This window comes from Chryseobacterium sp. RR2-3-20 (assembly GCF_017808115.1).
GTDB classification, from domain to species: domain Bacteria; phylum Bacteroidota; class Bacteroidia; order Flavobacteriales; family Weeksellaceae; genus Chryseobacterium; species Chryseobacterium oryzae.
On sequence record NZ_JADQBD010000041.1, the window covers coordinates 1 to 18607 of the forward strand.

Below are 18607 nucleotides of genomic sequence, written 5' to 3' on the forward strand. Positions count from 1 at the left end.
GTCCCAAAATGTGCTGAAAAACTGAATAAATTCATATCTAATTGTTTGATTACTACAAATATACAAAAGTTATGATAAATTACGGATATTCATAAATTAGTAGATGTTTTTTCATATAGAAATAGTTATAAGTTATTCATTACGAAAATACTACTTTCCGGAACATGAAAATGATTATTGTTTTAAAACTTAATGAAGCGTCTGTTTCCGGATTACTTTTTTAGCTAAAAGTGAAAAGATGATTCCGAATATCACTCCGGCAAAAGCTCCTACCAAAACATCCATAGGAAAATGTACTCCTAAATAAATTCTACTGTAAGCAACTACAGAAGCCCAAACAAATAAAAAATAAGGAAACCATTTTAAATTATTTTTCAACAGCAAACTAAGATACGTTGCTAAGAAAAAAGTATTGGATGCATGTGCAGAATAAAATCCATAAGGACCTCCACATTTTACAATTCTCATTAGATTTTGAAGTGATGGGTCATTACAAGGTCTCAATCTGGCAACTCCGTATTTAAAAATTCCTGATACCTGATCTGAAACTGTTATACCAATTGCTGTAAAAAGCAGAATGTAAAGAAGGGATTTTAATTTATAGTTTTTGTAAAGAAAGTAAAGAAAAATAATGTATAAAGGAATCCAAATCCATTTATCCGAAACAATAATCCACAACTGATCAAATGGTTTATCTCCCAAATTGTTCAGATATAAAAATAAACTCTTGTCTTCCTGAATAATCTCTTCCATGATTATCTGCTTACAGGACCTTCATAAGTTTCATCATCGGCAGGTTTTATCTCCGGTTTTTCTGGTAAAGATTCAGAAGGTCTGGCAGATGGATCTTTCAGGATATTATCTTCAATATTTTTCATTGGGTTGAAATCTTTCGCAGCATCTTTTACCTTTTCTATTTCGCGCTTTATCTCAGATACAGGGTTATCTGTCTCTTTCATAATTTCTGTTTTGATGTCTTCTACTGCACCACGCATTTTTCTCACCCCATTTCCCAAATCTCGGGCAATCTGAGGAAGTTTATCGGGACCAAACAAAACAACTATTGCGATGGCAATGAGTGCCATTTCTCCAATGCTTAATTCCATAGTGCGAAATTACAAAAGATTATATATAAAATAGACTTTACGCTAAATTTTAAAGAAATTTTAAGACTTCTTCTTCTGAAAGGCAAAATAAGTAATAACTACACTTATTGCCATCATGATAAATGCTAAAAAGAATGGTGCTCCAGGAAACTTCATTACTGCACTCTTCTCGCTGTAATGATAAAACAGATAAGTCATTAACGGAGGACCAATACAAGACGTTACACTCATTAATCCGGTAAGTGCACCCTGAAGTTCTCCCTGCTCATTGGGAGCTACATTTTTACTGATAACCGATTGTAAGGAAGGACCGCAAATTCCGCCCAAAGAATAAGGAATCAGTATTGCCAACATCATCCATCCTTCTGTTGCAAAAGCAAAAAGTAACATTCCTAATGCATACAGAGAAAGCCCAATGTAGATACTTTTGTTTTCCCCAAGTTTCGGAGTTGTCCAACGTATAAGAACGCCCTGAACCAAAGCAATGAGAAGCCCAATAACACCCAAAGAAATACCAACCATAAGTTCATCCCATCCAAAAATTCCCATAGTATAATAACTCCAATTCGTTTGCACCGCATGACTTGCGATATAAATTAGAAAAAGACAAATAACTAAACCAGACAGTTCGGGATGTTTCAATAAAAATTTAAAAGAACCTATCGGATTAGCTCTTTTCCATTCGAATGGTCTTCTTTTTTCTTTATCTAAACTTTCCGGAAGAATGAAATAACCATACAGAAAATTTAGAAGACAAAGAACAGCTGCTGCATAGAAAGGAACTCTCGGACCTAAATATCCTAAACCACCTCCCATAAGCGGACCAATAATAAAGCCCAATCCAAAAGCGGCTCCAATCATTCCAAAGTTTTTTGCTCGGTCTTTATCTGTTGAAATATCTGCTATATAAGCACTCGCAGTTGTAAAACTCGCACCCGTAATTCCGGCAATAATTCTTCCTGCAAACAAAAGTGTAATCGTAGGAGCCAAAGCGAGAAAAACATAATCTACTGCAAATCCTAAGAGAGATATCAAAATAATAGGTCTTCTCCCATAACGGTCGCTGAGATTACCCACTACCGGGGCAAAGATAAATTGTGTAAATGCATATACGAAACCCAACCAGCCGCCATATTTGGCAGCTTCATTTACACTTCCATGAATAAGCTCTTCTATCAGCTTCGGAATTACGGGAATAATTATCCCCAAACCTATAACATCTATTAAAAGTGTTATAAAAATAAAACCTATTGCTGCTTTTTTCTTTGAGTTTTCCATCCTGTGTGCAAAAATAGTTATTATTATTTTTGAAATTAAAAATTTTAATGAAAAGTGTCCATGAAAAAAGAGCTTCCCAATTGGAAAGCTCTTTTAGTATTTAATGTAGTTTAAATTTATTTTGAAGCAAGAACTTCTTTATTGGTAGTAGTTTTACCGTGTACCTCTTCTTCTTTTCCTGTTTTCAGCAAGTCGTATGCAATTGCAGATGCAATGAATACTGATGAATAGGCTCCAAAACCAATACCAATTAATAATGCAAACATGAATCCTCTAAGGTTATCTCCTCCGAAGATGAAAATAGCCAAGATAACCAATAATACAGTAAAAGTGGTATTGAAGGTTCTTCCTAAAGTACTGGAAATAGAGTCATTGAAAAGTCCTGCCAATGTAATAGATTTCTTTTCTCTAAGATATTCTCTAATTCTGTCGAAGATAATTACCGTATCGTTGATTGAATAACCCAAAACGGTAAGAATTGCCGCAACAAAATCCTGATTAATCTCCATGTTGAATGGCATAACTCTGTGGAACAAAGAATATGCTCCCAAAATAATTACCGCATCGTGGAATAATGCTACAACTGCACCTAAAGAGAACTGCCATTTTCTAAATCTTAACAAGATATAAATGAAAATACCTCCCAAAGCAGCAACTACCGCCAAAATACCGTGCTTCTGAATATCATCTGCTACAGTTGGACCTACTTTTTCAGAAGAAACAATCCCTGTATTTCCTTTATAAGCACTCTTGAAATCTACTAAAGTTGATTTCGCAGGCAAATCAGATTTTAATGCTTCATATAATTTCTGCTCAATAATTTGGTCAGCTTTTAGAGACTCATCATTGATTAAATAATCGGTAGAAATTTTCAGCTGATTATTATTACCAAAAGTTTTAACTTCTACAGAAGAGTTTTTACCATCTTCAGTTTTAAAATAGTTTGTTAATTTACCTTCGATATCCTCTGCATTTACAGGCTTATCGAATCTTACTACATAATTTCTACCACCGGTAAAATCGATACCATATCTAAAACCATTCGTAAAAATTGAAATTAAACTGATTACTGTTAATACAATTGAAATTGCATAAGCGATTTTTCTCTTACCAATAAAGTCGATCCAAGTATTTCTGAAAAGATTTTTTGTTGGAGCAGTCCAAACAGAAAGACCTTTACCTTTTTCAAGTCTAGAGAAAATCATTACTCGGGATAATGCCACTGAAGTAAACAATGTCATTACAACACCAATCATCAATGTTAAGGCAAAACCTTTAATAGGACCAGTTCCGAAGAAAAATAGTACAACCGCCGTTAATAAGGTAGTAAGGTGACCATCAATAATCGCATTTAAAGCGTGTTTGAAACCATCTTTATAGGCATCAAAAATACTTTTCCCTGCAAAAAGTTCTTCCTTCGTTCTTTCATAGATAATTACATTGGTATCCACAGCCATTGCCATCGTTAATACCATACCGGCAATACCCGGAAGGGTAAGGGTAAAGTCTCCGGAATCCATAATTCCGAAAATATAAAATAAGTTGATGATCATTGCAAAAACTGCATAAACACCAGCTCCACCGTAATAGAAAACGATATATACAATAATAATAATGAATGCAATTGCAAAAGAAATCATCCCTGCATGAATAGATTCTTCTCCTAAAGAAGGACCTACCTGTGTAGCCTGAACAACTTTAGCACCTGCAGGAAGTTTACCCGCACCTAAAACATCTACCAATTCTTTTGCTTCTTCCTGAGAGAAATTACCGGAGATTTGTGTTCTACCGTTCGGGATTGCACCTACAACATTTGGGGCAGTGTATACTCTGTTATCCAAAGTAACAGCCACTGGCTTACCAACATTCTTTTCAGTAAGTGTTTTCCATTCTTTAGCACCTTTAGAATCCATCTGCATATCTACCACTACTCTGCTTAATTCATCATAATTGATTTTTGCAGATTCTACAGCACCATCTACTGGAGCTTTTTGGTTGATATTTCCTCTTATCGCATACAATACCAAGCTGTTTGTATCGGTAGATTCTGGTTTGTATCCCCACATAAACTGGGTGTACTTCATGTTTGCAGGTCTTAAAGCCTGTGCAACTTTACTGTTCAAAATTTTGTTTACCGTAGCAGTATCAGAAAGTTTTACACTTGCCACACCACTGGTTCTCAGTTTATCCAACTGTAAAAGATTCATAAAGTTCACATTTTTTGCAACTCCCATAGAATCTCCTTTTGCAGCAATAGTAGAAGTTAAAGTCTGAAAATAAGGTGCAACTTCCTGAATCTGCTGTATTTCCCAAAACTGAAGTTTAGCAGAAGTCTGAAGCATTTTCTTTACCTTATCGATATCCTTCATTCCCGGCATTTCAACAGAAATCCTAGCCGTTCCCGGAACTCTCTGTACGTTTGGCTGAATAGCTCCTAATTTATCGATTCTTGTTCTGATAACTTCAAAGGCAGTACCTACAGAAAGATCTATTCTCTTTTTAACGATACTTTTTACCTGCTCATCAGAAGTATTGAATTTAATTTCAGAAAGATTGGCATTTCCAAAAATTTCAGGATCTGCAAGTTTAAGATTAGCTCCTTTAGCTTTATTTACCGCATCAAATTCTGTGGAAAAATTATCAATATAAGATTTTGATGAATTTTTCTGTAATTCGTCGGTTCTGTTAAGAGCTTCAATCAGAACCGGATTGGTAGAATAATTGGTTAAATCATTTATAAGATCTCTCTGATTGATTTCCAATAGAACATTGATTCCCCCTTTAAGGTCGAGACCCAATTTCATTTCTTTATCTTTCGCTTTAGCATAATAAAGATCTGTAAAACCCAGATGGAGAGTATCTTCCTTCAGTCTCCTAATCTCTTTTTCGTTCCCGTTCGCAGCTTCAATCTGCGATTCAATTTTGCTTGCGTACCAGGTGGGCAATAGCTCGTTTAAGCATATTAGCCCTAATACAATCGCAATAATTGTAATAAGTCCTTTTCCTTGCATTTTGTTATGACTACGTTAAATTAAGTCGGCAAATATAATGAATTTATTGATATTTTATGAATTTTACGCAGCAGAAATCGTTTATTTTCAGATATATTGACTATTATTTTCAACAAATAATAAAAGTATTTTTATTGTTTCATGAAAAAAAAGACACTTTCCACATACAAACAATTAAATTTCAAAAGATTACCTTGTAAAAGAAATATATTTATACACAAAAAAATGCTCAAATTAAAAAAATCTGAGCATTATATTTATTTTAAATTTCAACTTAAATTGTCATGGAAAATATCCTTGTTTCAGGTTTATTTCTCATCATTCTGAGATCGAAAACCATAGCAACATTTCTTGTGAAAGCACGACCTTTTTCAGTAATTTTTATTTGATCTCCATTAATTTCAACCAACTCATCGCGCTCCATTTCAGAAAGCATATTAAAGGCATTTTCCAGCTCAGGTATGGCATTTTTATTTTCGAAAGTACTTTCCAACTGACACATCAGATTAAGAATATGTCTTCTTATGAGCAGATCTTCTTCGCTAAGGATATGCCCACGCATTACAGGAATTTCGCCTTCTTCAACAACTTTCTGATATTCTTCAACCGTTTTTACATTCTGAGCAAAAGCATACCAGGAATCTGATATAGAAGACATTCCCAAGCCAACCATAAGCTGGGTTTTGCTCGATGTATAACCCATGAAATTTCTGTGAAGCTTTTTATGAATTAGAGACTGGTACAAATCATCGTGTTCCAAAGAGAAATGATCCATCCCTACTTCTATGTATCCTAATTCCTGTAAAAGTTTTTTCCCGTTTTCGTACAGACGGCGTTTTTCTTCACCACTTGGCAAATCGCTTTCATCAAAACCTCTCTGTCCTACTCCTTTTACCCACGGAACGTGAGCATAAGAATAGAAAGCAAGACGATCCGGCTTCAGTTCCAAAGTTTTTCGGATGGTATGTTCCATTGCGTCCCAATGTTGATGAGGAAGCCCAAAAACCAAATCATGACTAATTCCTGTGTAACCAATTTCTCTTGCAAGCTCGGTAACTTCTTTTACTTTCTCGAAAGGCTGAATTCTGTTAATGGCTTTTTGCACCTTTAAATCGTAATCCTGCACGCCGAAACTCGCTCTTCTAAAACCTAAATCGTATAAAGTCTGAAGATGCTCTCTTGTTGTATTATTGGGATGTCCTTCAAAAGAAAATTCTGGATGTTCTGCAATTTCTACAGTTTCAAAAATCCCCTGCAATATTGTTTTTAAATTTTCCGGAGAGAAAAAAGTGGGAGTTCCGCCACCCAGATGGAGTTCTTTCAGCTTTGGTTTTTCGCTAAACAGCTGTAAATACAGCTGCCATTCTTTCAGTACACTTTCCAGATAAGGTATTTCTACACTGTGTTGTTTAGTTATACGTTTATGGCACGCACAAAATGTGCATAATGCCTCACAAAACGGTAAATGGATATAAATTGAAATTCCCTCCGCCGAATTGCTTTCATTGAAAGACCTAATAACACTGGATTTCCATTTTTCTGCCGAAAAAGTAGCTTCATCCCAATAAGGAACGGTAGGATAAGATGTGTAACGAGGTCCGGGAATATTATATTTGTCGATTAACGAATTCATGTAGAACTATAAAAGATTTAAAAAAATTAGAAATATTAAAATTTCTTTCTGCAAAATTAACCAATACTTCCGAATTAAAAAGTATTAAGTGATAGTAGTTTTAAATGTCTACCATTGAAGTTTCATTACTGCAATTTTATCTTTTCCGGCAAGAACCACTGTATTTTTGTTTATCCATTTGCAAACGAAAAAGCCGTTTTCATTAGAGATTGTTTTCCAGGATTTGCCGTAGTCATCAGAAAATTCAACATTTTTAGAACCAACTGCAATAATATCTTTTCCTTTGCTGCGAGGTCTTATTTTCACACAAGATTTATATCCTCCATTTTTACCGGAAGCCTGTACTTTCCAATCTTTACCACCGTTAGTGGTGGTCGCAATATTATTTTGATTATCTTCAGGATACATATAATTTCCTCCAACAGCAATACCAAAATTTTCATCGTAAAAGTCAATAGAAAATATCCCCGTTGTAAAACCAGTTTCCATGCCTGTATAAAATGGTTCAATTTCATTATTTTTTAGGTTTAATCTTAGTATTTTCCACGAAGTTGCAATCCAGATCCAGTCTTTAAATGCAGAAATATTGGTGTTACTTCCCGCAAAAGCTCCTTCCCCTTTTCTTAACAAAGGATTATCGTATAATTTAGAATTAAAATGATTTTTATTATAATCGAATTCTATAAATTTAAGTTTAAGATTATTATCCGGATCGCTTAAGGTGTAAAACTTTCGGTTATGAAACATCAAAGCATCATAAAAAGCAGTTTTTGCTGTATCTTTAGATATCACTTCATATTGTAAGCTTTTTTTATCAATTTTAAAAAACTCTGCAGGTTTTTCTACATTGATGGCAAAAAAATATTTTTTGTCTTGAGCCAAAGTTCTGAATTGAAGTTTTTTATCTGATAACAGTATCTGTTTCTGATTTTTAGGATTTTTCAAGTCTACATAACCGAATTTAGAGTCGGTTCCGCTGTACCAAACCTTACCATCATGCAATTCGATTGCTCTGATACTTATTTTATCATTAAAAATAGTTGTGAAACTTTCAATTTTCTGGGAGAAACACCCTAAACTCAATATACAAAAAGAAAGTAGCAATATTTTTTTCATAAATTCTAATATTATAAAAAATTCCGCATGAAGCGGAATTTTATTTTTAATTTTTGTTATCAATATCAATATCAAATTTTTCGAGAGGTTTCTGCTCTGCTTTAAATGTTTCGCCAAGCTCTCCTTTCTGCAATTTTGAATTTCTGATACTGTACAGAAAATAAATCACAAAACCGATTAACAACCAACCTAAAGAATACATTTGAGCTTCTTTACTAAGATTGAAAATAAGATAAACATTAATTCCGATACCTAAACACGCAATAAGCGGTAATGCAGGAACTTTAAAATTTCTCTGAAGATTCGGTTCTTTTACTCTTAAAACCCAAACTGCAACACAAACCATTGTAAAGGCAAACAGAGTCCCAAAACTGGTCATGTGTGCTAAATCATTAATGGGGGTTAAAGATGCAACTACAGCAATTACAGCTCCCAAAATAAGAAGATTTTTTCTAGGAACTCCCGTTTCTGAATTTACTTTAGAAAATGTAGAAGGAATTAATCCATCTTTAGACATTCCAAGAAAAATTCTGGATTGTCCCATAATCATTACCATTAATACCGAAATTAAACCCACCGTTGCTGCAACTGTAATAATATAACCTGCCCAAGCTTGTCCGGCAATATCAAAAGCATACGCTACAGGAGCTTTTATAGCATCGGGATATTTTCCCAGCGGATTAAAATCGTTATAATTCATCATTCCTGTAAGAACAAGAGATACCAAAATATAAAGCAAAGTACATATTACCAAAGATGCAATAATCGCAAAAGGAACATCTTTTTTAGGATTAATAGCTTCTCCTGCTTGGGTAGAAACAGCATCAAACCCCACATAGGCAAAAAAGATTGCGGAAGCTCCGGCTACAATTCCCGCCAAACCATACGCAGAGTGCGAAACTCCATTTTCTGTAATAACTTTTGGCTCCGGAATGAAAGGGGTCCAGTTTGAAGTGTCAATAAAAAACAAACCTGCAATAATGACAAAAATAATAGCTGAAACTTTTAAAATTACAATAAAATTATTGGCTTTTGCCGCTCCTTTTGTACCTCTCAATAAAATCCAGATAACAAATAAAACAATTAAAAGTGCAGGAAGATTAAGAAAAATCTTCATATTGAAAAGTTCCGGCGCTGCATTAAAGTTATTGATGGTTTCCTGAAAAGATAAAATTTTATCTGCAGGTAATTTTCCTTCCGCTATCTGTTTTGTGGCTTCCCCGAAAGCTTTATGAGCTGTTCCCGGGTCAGTAGTAATCCAATAAGGTAAATGAAGATTAAACATTTTAAGAAGCTTCCCGAAATAGCCAGACCAAGAAACCGCAACGGTCATAGATCCCATAGCATATTCCAAAATAAGTCCCCAACCGATAATCCATGCAAAAATTTCTCCTACAGTACCATAAGCATACGCATAAGCAGAACCTTCAACAGGAAGAATAGAGGCAAATTCTGCGTAGCACAATGCTGCAAAAACACACGCAATTCCTGCAATAACGAAAGATAATGCCAATGCTGGTCCTGCATTATAGTATGCACCGGTTCCGGTAAGAACAAATATTCCTCCACCAATAATCGCCCCGATACCAATTGCAGTAAGACTCCATTTTCCTAAAACACGCTTTAGCTCACTTTTCTGAATATCAGCCTCATAGGCACTCATTGGTTTTTTAGCCCAAATTTTTGACATATAATTTTATTTAATTAAAGATTTACGAAAATATAAAAATTTTAGAGAAATTAACATTTATTATTCAGTTTTTATGAATTGCTTTCATTTTTAAGATATAAAAAACTGATTTACATCTTATAAAAATATTATATTGAGTATGCCTGATTTTATTTATTTTTGATGCTATGAATGTATATGATTTTTTCATAAAACCTTACGAAACAGCCTCTACTTTACAGATAACATTAGAAATAGCAGGAACAGTTTTCGGTATTCTGAGTGTATTATTTTCAATTAAAAAAAATATTTGGGTTTATCCTACAGGTATTGTTTCCACAATCATTTATGTTTATCTACTCTTCATCGTAGGATTATTGGGAGACTGCATGATTAATGTCTATTATACCATAATGAGCATTTATGGCTGGATTTTGTGGGCTAAAAGTTCAGACAATCTAATAAATGTGGATGTAAATTGGGCAAGCAAAAAAGACTGGGTATATTCTTGTATTCTTTTTGTGTTCAGCTTAATTCTTGTTACTTCAATATATTATTATAAACCCTTAATCGACAATCTTTTTTCCGACAACAACACAATTGCGAGGATTCATCATCTTGACTGGGCAAATTGGCTGGATGTTGTAATTACCTCCATATTTTTGGTTGGAATGTGGCTAATGGCGAAAAGACGTATTGAAAACTGGATTTTTTGGATTATTGGCGATTTAGCATCCATACCAATGTATATTTATAAAGGGTACGGAATCACTTCGGTTCAATATTTGGTATTTACTGTAATGGCAGTAATTGGATTTATTGCGTGGAAAAACAGTTTCAACCAAAAGAGAATTGAACAATTATGAAAAATATTATAAAAATAGTTTTAGGACTCGGGATTTCTATAAGTTTAACATCATGTTTAGCTTATAATCAGGGTTATGCAACCTACGGAGAACCTTACTACGATAATGGATATTATTACGCTCCTCAAGGTTATTACGGCAGTGGCGGATATTATGGAAATGACGGATATTATTACCGAAATGATATGAGATACTATTACGATAATGGTGTTCCGTATTATTATGGAAATAACAGAAACAGAGTGTATATACAAAGACAAAATTCTAATGCTCAAATACAGAACAGCGGTTTCAGAAACCAACCAAGCAATAATAGTGTAAGAAACCCACGTTACGACAATGGAAATAACGGGTTCCGGAATTCTTCTCAAAACAGAAGTAATTCTAACAATAGCGGATTCAGAAATCAGTCGCCCAACGTAAATCCGCAGCAGACACCGAGAAGTAATAATGGTAGCGGGGTCAGAAACAGCAATTCTGGGAATACCAGATCCGAAGCACCGCAAAATACCAACCCGAATAATCGCGGTGGCGGATTCAGATAATCTGTAAATCAATAAAAAAGAACGGACAGTTTTTACTGTTCGTTTTTTCATGTAAAATAGAGTATTTTTGTAGGCTTGATTTTAAAGCAATATTATATGGAATTTTATAAATATCAGGGTACCGGAAACGATTTTGTGATGATAGACAATCGTGATCTTCAGTTCCCAAAAGATCAGAAAATAATAAAAAAATTGTGCGACAGAAGATTTGGAATCGGTGCAGACGGATTAATTCTTCTTGAAAATGATCCTCAATACGACTTCAAAATGGTATATTATAATTCTGATGGCGGAGAAAGCACCATGTGTGGTAACGGCGGAAGATGTCTTGTCGCTTTTGCCTTTTTTCTCGATATTTTCGAAGAAAAATGCACATTTATAGCCATAGACGGAGAACATGAAGCCGAAATTAAAAATGGTATTGTAAAACTTAAAATGATTGATGTTGAAAATATTTCATTGGATGGAAACGATTCAGTTTTGAATACAGGTTCTCCTCACTACGTAAAATATGTTAATAATATTGACCTTTTTAATGTATTTGCTGAAGGAAAACAAATAAGATATTCTCCAACTTATCAAGAGAAAGGGATTAATATAAACTTTGTTGAAAAAATTTCTGACGAAGAGATTTTCGTAAGAACCTATGAACGAGGTGTTGAGGATGAAACTTTCAGTTGCGGAACGGGAGTTACGGCATCTGCTTTAACTTTTCTTAAAAAAAACAATCTAAACACGGTGAAGGTAGAAACTTTAGGAGGAAAATTGAAGGTGTATGCAGAAAAAAACGGAGAAAGTTTTCTCAACATCTGGCTTGAAGGTCCTGCAAAACAGGTATTTCGAGGTAAAATAGATCTTTCGATTTAATTTATAATAAAAAAAACTATTAATCTTATTTCAGCAATGAAAAAAGCTACTCTTATTATTATTTTGGTGCTTCTTGCCGTTGCAGGTTTCTTTGGCTTTAAATTTTATAAAAAATATTATGGCAGCAATGTACCCAAAGACGGCTATGTTTTAATTCCTCACGGTTCAAAATTCAATCAGATATTAGATTCTATAGCGCCATTTGTTCAGAATAAATCCTCTTTTGAAGAGGTGGCGAAAGATAAAAATTTGGATCAGCATTTTAAACCTGGAAGATATTACTTTCAAAAAGGAGCAAGCAATACCAGTTTGGTAAACATGATAAAAGCAGGAAACCAGACTGCCAATTCTTTCAGAATCGGAGATTTTGGAGATGTTTACCAAATGATTGGGAAAGTCAGCCGAAAAACAGAACTCGATTCTTTACGTTTTGTAAATGATCTGGATAAAATAGCTGTAGAAAAAGGATACAAAAATGCAGAAGATCTTAAAAAATACTTTTTTATAGATACCTATAATTTTTTCTGGACGGTTACACCTCAGGAATTTTTCTCAAAATTTGATGATCAGTATCAAAAATTTTGGAATGAAGAAAGAAAAAACAGGGAAAAGCAGTCGGGTTTAACGAGAGATGAAATTTATGCATTAGCTTCCATCGTTTATAAAGAATCTGGTGGAAAACCCGATGAAATGAAGACTATTGCTGGACTTTATATTAACCGATATAAAAAAGGAATGAAACTTCAGTCGGATCCTACAGTAATTTACGCTATTAATAAACAGACTAACTTCAAAGAACCTATTAAAAGAGTTTTTTTTAAGCATCTGTCTACTCCGTCTCCTTATAATACTTACGCCAACAAAGGAATTCCGCCGGGACCTATTTGCGTGGTAGATAAAAATTCGGTAGATGCAGTTTTAAATGCTGAAAACAATAATTATATTTTTATGTGTGCAGATCCTTCGAGATTAGGCTATCACAAATTCACGGATAATGCAGAAGAGCATGCTGTAAATGCAAAAGCTTATCAGGATTGGTTGAATTCTAAAAATATTAAATAATTAACCCGTTTAAATAAGTAAAGACTAAAATTTATTGAATAAAATTTAAACAGGCTCTAAAACAAAAAATTGATATTTCAAATTATTGAAAAATATCTCTAAAATTAAATTTAAGTAAACCGTGAAATTGCAGCATTTATAATGCTCAGTTTCATAAAAAGAAAATCTATGAATCAGACGGAAATAATCAGTATTTTCACCAGAAAAACATTAGGACTTACTTTTGTACTTTCGGCAGCGGTAATGGCATTTGCTCAGGAAAAAGTAGGAATTTCAGGAACCATTGTAGACAAAAGCAATCAGCCTGTACCTTATGCATCAGTAACATTTACGCATAAGCAGAACAAACTTTTCAGCGACGCTACTCTTACCGACGAAAAAGGGAATTATAAATTAGAAATTAACCCCGGAAATTACGACATTTCTGTTGAGGCAATAGATTACAAGAAAAGTGTTATCAACAAACAAATTAGCAAACCTGGAAGTATCGGCTCTCTTTCCATTGAACCAGAATCTTCTTCTACCAATGTAAAAACGCAGGAAATTCAGGGAGTAACGATAACAGCTACAACCAAGCCTTATAAAGTAGAATTGGATAAAAGAACCTACGATCCTTCTCAGGATATTGTAAGCAAAGGTGGAAATTTGCAGGATGTTCTGTCTAATGTTCCTTCAGTTTCTGTAGAAACAGACGGTACAGTTTCTATGAGAGGAAGTTCTAATGTGAAATTTTTAATTAATGGTAAACCTTCTGCTCTTTTGGGAATTGATGACGGAGCCAATGCACTTCAGAGTATTCCGGCAGATCAGATCGAAAGAATCGAGGTAATTACCAATCCTTCTTCTAAATTTGAAGCCAGCGGAACCGCAGGTATTTTGAATATCATTCTTAAAAAATCTAAAAAAACCGGATTTAACGGAAGTGTTATCGGAACTTTAGGATATTTGCCTCAAACCAATCTTAATACTAATTTAAGCTGGAGAAAAGGTAATTTAACCTGGTTTTTAAACGGTGGCGGAGGTTACAGAGAATCTAAGAATACCAACCGAAACAATGCTACTTTCTTTAATGCCGCAAATGGGCAAAGAACCAAAACCGATCAGGAATCTATCATTACCAGTAAAAACAATAACTACAATGCTTCAACCGGTATTGTTTACGATTTTAATGATAAAACTTCCTTAAACGCTTCTGCAACGGTAAGAACTTTCGACAGTGAGAATATGGGGAACATTACATATAACTATCAGTTTTTGAATGCTTCTTCCCTTTTTAATGAAAGAATTAATAATGGTTCTAACAATAATTTGGCATTTCAGGGAGATTTGGGATTAGATCATAAATTTGATGATAATGGTCAAAATCTCTCGCTTTCCTTAAGTCTTCAAAGCAACAGATCTTATAACGATACGAATGTTGACCAGCTTTCGAACAATGCTTTTGAATTACAAAATGCTATTAACCAGACCACCAGAAATAAGACACTCATCGGAAAAGCAGATTATGAACTTCCAATTGGTGAAAATTCAAAAATTGAAGCAGGTTACAGAATAGACATCAACGACAATACTTATGATAATGATGTTTTAGAAAGATATTCTCCTGTAACAGATTATTTCTCTCTGAATGATTTTACTTACAATGCCAATTACAGAGAGATGTTTAATGCCGGATATCTTCAGTTTAAAAGTAAGATTGGAAAACTTGGTTATCAGGTTGGGGTAAGAGATGAATATTCTAATGTTGATATTAAATATTCTAATTTAAATCCTAATTCTGCAATAGATAACACTAAAAAATACAATAATTTATTTCCTACTGTATTTTTGAGCTATGAAGTGGCAAAAGACAATCAGTTTTTGCTTAATTATTCCAGAAGAATAGACAGACCGAGATCGTGGTTCTTAATTCCGAACCCAAGTTACTCTGATAACCAGAATATCTTCGAAGGAAATATAGATCTTAATCCTTCCTATGTAGATTCTTATGAATTGGGGTACAGTATTTCTAAGAGCAAACTTACTATAAACCCAACTTTTTACTACAGACACACGAATGATGATGTAAAAATGCTTGTATATTCTGATAATGGAGTTTTTAAAACAAAACCTATCAATTTAGGAAGTGATGACCGTTATGGTTTAGATTTGAATTTCAATTGGGATGCTACAAAATGGTTGAAATTTTTAGGAAATGTAGATTTGTTCGGGTATAAAACCACTGGAGTTTATTATGATCCTACAATGATTACTCAACCCATGTCTTTCGAAGGTACAGGGTTTTCTACCAAAGCAAGACTCACCTCAACAGTAAAAATAGATAAAACTTTCAGCTTTCAGTTACAGGGTTTTTACAGAGGTCCACAGAAAACAACCAACCAAAACAGAGAAGACATGTATGCTCTCAACTTCGGAGCTTCCAAAACAATCTGGAATGGGAACGGTACTTTAAGCTTCAATATTCAGGATATTTTCAATACTCGTGCAATGAGAAGTACAACGACTACAGCAGAATTTTCGAGAGAATCTTATATGCAGTGGCAACCAAGACAGTTTGCACTATCTTTAACCTACAGATTTAAACAAGGTGAAAAAGTGGAACAGCCAAAACGTAAAAAGGATATTAATTCTAATGCTACCGGAGACGACCAGCAAGGCCCAATGTAAGCTAGAATTAGTCATAAAAAATCCCGAATAAAAATTTATTCGGGATTTTTTTATTTTGTTTTTGCTACTTCGGCCTCGTAAATTCTTTTTCTTAAATCGCTTGATGAAAAACGGTGATCTCTTTTATTATAAAAAATTTCAATCCCTTTTTCTTCGCAGTATTTCTTGCCGGTAAAATCTCTGTCGAGATAATCATCACCAATAATTCTTACATCTATCACGAAAGACTTCAGAATATCTTCCAAATCTTGTTCCGTGTAATAAGGAATAATTTCATCTACGGCATTTACTGCTTTTAGCTGAATGTATCTTTCTACAATAGTCTGAGTCGGTTTATTTTTTGTCGGGCGATCATGGGAAGGATCGATCTGAAGTCCAACTATAAGGTAATCGCACACGGTTTTTGCTTCCTCAAGCATTTTAATATGCCCTGCGTGCAGTAAATCAAATGAGGAAAATGTAATACCTATTTTTTGCGTTTTCATGCTTTGTCTTGTATTTTATCTTCGCAAAAGTAAATCAAAATAATAAATTTGCTGCGATTTTTTTTATTATTTATTTCTAGATTCTAAATATTTCTGCCACTCCCATACCGTTTTTAAGGCTTGTTCTAAAGAAGTATCAGATTTCCAGTTTAATTCTTTTTCTGCTTTATCTGCATTTGCATAAGCAATGGTAATATCTCCTTCTCTTCTGTCGCAGATTTTATAAGGAACGGAAACATTATTAGCAATTTCGAAAGCCTGTACTACCTCTAAAACAGACGAGCCTTTTCCGGTTCCGAGATTATAAATATCTACAATCGTTTCACCAGAATTTTTGCTCATTAGATTTTTTAAGGCCGCAACGTGAGCTTTTGCCAAATCTACTACATAGATATAATCTCTAATTGCAGTTCCGTCTTCTGTAGGATAATCATTTCCCCAAACGCTGAGTCTTTCTCGAATTCCTGCTGCGGTCTGCATAACATAAGGAACCAAATTATTAGGAATACCAATAGGCAATTCTCCTAACAAAGAAGAAGGATGTGCTCCAATAGGATTAAAATATCTTAAAAGACAAATTTTTCTTTGATAACCCATGGCAAAATCTTTCAGAATTTCCTCTCCCATCTGTTTTGTTTTACCGTAAACGCTTTCTGGCATTTTTAATGGTGTATTTTCATCAATAGGCATTTCATCTGCTTGTCCGTAAACAGTACAAGATGAACTGAAAATAAAGTTTGAAATATTTCTTGTTTTAAATTCCTGAAGAATATTAATTAAAGAAAATAAATTATTCTCATAATAATCAATAGGTTTTTCCTGACTCTCTCCTACTGCTTTAAAGGCAGCAAAATTAATACATCCTTCAATCTCGTGAGCATCGAAAACCTGAGTTAGAAGTTCTTTTCTCTTTAAATCGAAAGGATAAAAAACAGGTCTTTTTCCTGTAATTTCTTCAATATTATGTAAAATAAATTTTTCCGAATTGGATAAATCATCTACAATAACCACTTCAAATCCGTTATTAATAAGTTCTACAACCGTGTGAGAACCAATATATCCAAGTCCGCCTGTGACTAAAATTGCCATATATATTTATTAAATTTATGTTTGATGTTTTGCAATTACCTATTATTTCATAAACTCTAAAACAGCATCTGTGATATACTTCAGCTGTTCTTCGTCTAATTCGGTATGCATCGGAAGTGAAATTACCTGATCTAACAGTTGGTCTGTATTTACAAAGTCGGCATCATTGCTTTCCTGGAAGTAAGCTTTCTGCTTTCTTAAAGCCACCGGATAATAAATCATTGCCGGGATTTCTTTTTCATTAAGGAACTTCTGCAATTCGTTACGTTTTCCGTTTAAAATTCTTAAAGTATACTGATGAAAAACGTGCGTAGAATTTTCTGCTCTTTTAGGCGTTAAAATATTTTCGTTTCCTGCAAAAGCTTCATCATAATAATCTGCTGCCTTTCTTCTTGCTTCATTATAAGTATCTAAATTTGGTAATTTTTTTCTTAAAATTGCTGCCTGAATACTATCTAAACGAGAATTTACTCCCACTTCTTCATGATAATATCTTTCGTACATACCATGATTAACAATTCCTCTCAATCGGTGAGCTAACTCATCATTATTGGTAAAAATAGCTCCTCCGTCTCCGTAACAGCCTAAATTTTTAGATGGAAAGAATGAAGTAGTTCCTACTGTAGACATCGTTCCGGATTTTTTTGTACTACCGTCCGAAAAGATAAAATCTGCACCAATAGCCTGAGCATTATCTTCAATTACATAAAGATTATTTTCTTCGGCAATCTTCAGAATTTCTTCCATATGGGCACACTGCCCAAAAAGATGTACAGGAATAATGGCTTTTGTTTTTGGAGTAATCGCCTTTTTAATAGCTTCTGCAGAAATGGTAAAAGTATCGTAATCTACGTCCACCAAAACAGATTTTAGCTTCAGTAAATGAATAACTTCTACAGTGGCAGCAAAAGTAAAATCAGAAGTAATAATTTCATCACCTTCTTTCAAGTCAAGAGCCATTAAAGCAATTTGCAAAGCATCGGTTCCGTTGGCACAAGGAATTACGTGTTTTACATCCAAATAAGTTTCCAGTTCATTCTGAAAAGATTTCACTTCTGGTCCGTTGATGAAAGCTGCAGAATCCATTACATTGAGAACCGCATTATCTACGTCATTTTTTATTTTGTAGTACTGACTTTGCAAGTCTACCATCTGAATTTTCTTCATATCTCATTTATTTTTATTGATAAAACCATTTCTCTTAATAATCCAA

Annotated in this window: 15 protein-coding genes; 5 read left to right on the plus strand and 10 right to left on the minus strand. The window is 34.0% G+C overall.

Annotated features, from left to right (window positions below):
• Nucleotides 1-189: 189 nt before the first annotated feature.
• The 7 genes from IV513_RS10180 to IV513_RS10210 form a co-directional block, all read right to left on the minus strand.
• On the minus strand, nt 190-753 hold the full coding sequence (locus IV513_RS10180) for a phosphatase PAP2 family protein (RefSeq protein ID WP_209390464.1): 564 nt from the start codon (nt 751-753) through the stop codon (nt 190-192).
• Between the two features lie 2 nt (nt 754-755).
• Nucleotides 756-1106: a twin-arginine translocase TatA/TatE family subunit gene (locus IV513_RS10185; protein WP_209390465.1), complete on the minus strand. Its 351-nt coding sequence runs from the start codon at nt 1104-1106 to the stop codon at nt 756-758.
• Between the two features lie 60 nt (nt 1107-1166).
• Nucleotides 1167-2384, minus strand: a complete 1218-nt coding sequence (locus IV513_RS10190; protein ID WP_209390466.1) for a TCR/Tet family MFS transporter — start codon at nt 2382-2384, stop codon at nt 1167-1169.
• Nucleotides 2385-2500: 116 nt separating this feature from the next.
• Complete coding sequence (secD, locus tag IV513_RS10195; RefSeq protein WP_209390467.1) at nt 2501-5395, minus strand: protein translocase subunit SecD; 2895 nt, start codon at nt 5393-5395, stop codon at nt 2501-2503.
• Between the two features lie 274 nt (nt 5396-5669).
• A complete protein-coding gene (gene hemN, locus IV513_RS10200; protein WP_209390468.1) occupies nt 5670-7028 on the minus strand; it encodes an oxygen-independent coproporphyrinogen III oxidase in 1359 nt (452 codons plus the stop codon).
• Between the two features lie 108 nt (nt 7029-7136).
• Complete coding sequence (locus IV513_RS10205) at nt 7137-8144, minus strand: glycosyl hydrolase (RefSeq protein WP_209390469.1); 1008 nt, start codon at nt 8142-8144, stop codon at nt 7137-7139.
• Nucleotides 8145-8190: 46 nt separating this feature from the next.
• Entirely contained in the window at nt 8191-9834 is a 1644-nt protein-coding gene (locus tag IV513_RS10210; protein ID WP_209390470.1) for an amino acid permease, read from the minus strand.
• Between the two features lie 167 nt (nt 9835-10001).
• Here IV513_RS10210 and pnuC point away from each other — a divergent pair, with 167 nt between their 5' ends.
• The 5 genes from pnuC (at nt 10002) to IV513_RS10235 (ending at nt 15820) form a co-directional block, all read left to right on the plus strand.
• Nucleotides 10002-10679 (plus strand): nicotinamide riboside transporter PnuC, encoded by a 678-nt coding sequence (gene pnuC, locus IV513_RS10215; RefSeq protein ID WP_209390471.1) that lies wholly within the window; start codon nt 10002-10004, stop codon nt 10677-10679.
• Nucleotides 10676-11224, plus strand: coding sequence for a hypothetical protein (locus IV513_RS10220; protein WP_209390472.1), 549 nt, complete (start codon nt 10676-10678; stop codon nt 11222-11224). Before pnuC ends, IV513_RS10220 begins: the two co-directional genes overlap by 4 nt.
• A 96-nt stretch (nt 11225-11320) precedes the next feature.
• Nucleotides 11321-12091 carry a diaminopimelate epimerase gene (dapF, locus tag IV513_RS10225; protein WP_209390473.1) on the plus strand — a complete coding sequence of 257 codons (771 nt, stop codon included), beginning with the start codon at nt 11321-11323 and terminating at the stop codon, nt 12089-12091.
• A gap of 36 nt (nt 12092-12127) precedes the next feature.
• Nucleotides 12128-13153 (plus strand): endolytic transglycosylase MltG, encoded by a 1026-nt coding sequence (gene mltG, locus IV513_RS10230; protein WP_209390474.1) that lies wholly within the window; start codon nt 12128-12130, stop codon nt 13151-13153.
• 168 nt (nt 13154-13321) lie between these two features.
• Entirely contained in the window at nt 13322-15820 is a 2499-nt protein-coding gene (locus IV513_RS10235; RefSeq protein ID WP_209390475.1) for a TonB-dependent receptor, read from the plus strand.
• A gap of 50 nt (nt 15821-15870) precedes the next feature.
• On the opposite strand, the gene IV513_RS10240 is transcribed toward IV513_RS10235, so the two are convergent.
• The 3 genes from IV513_RS10240 to IV513_RS10250 all read right to left on the minus strand — a co-directional run bounded on the left by IV513_RS10240 (nt 15871) and on the right by IV513_RS10250 (nt 18561).
• Nucleotides 15871-16305 (minus strand): adenylyltransferase/cytidyltransferase family protein, encoded by a 435-nt coding sequence (locus tag IV513_RS10240; protein WP_209390476.1) that lies wholly within the window; start codon nt 16303-16305, stop codon nt 15871-15873.
• A 66-nt stretch (nt 16306-16371) separates the two neighbouring features.
• Nucleotides 16372-17394, minus strand: coding sequence for a UDP-glucose 4-epimerase GalE (gene galE / locus IV513_RS10245; RefSeq protein WP_209390477.1), 1023 nt, complete (start codon nt 17392-17394; stop codon nt 16372-16374).
• 42 nt (nt 17395-17436) lie between these two features.
• Complete coding sequence (locus tag IV513_RS10250) at nt 17437-18561, minus strand: DegT/DnrJ/EryC1/StrS aminotransferase family protein (RefSeq protein WP_209390478.1); 1125 nt, start codon at nt 18559-18561, stop codon at nt 17437-17439.
• Between the last annotated feature and the right edge of the window lie 46 nt (nt 18562-18607).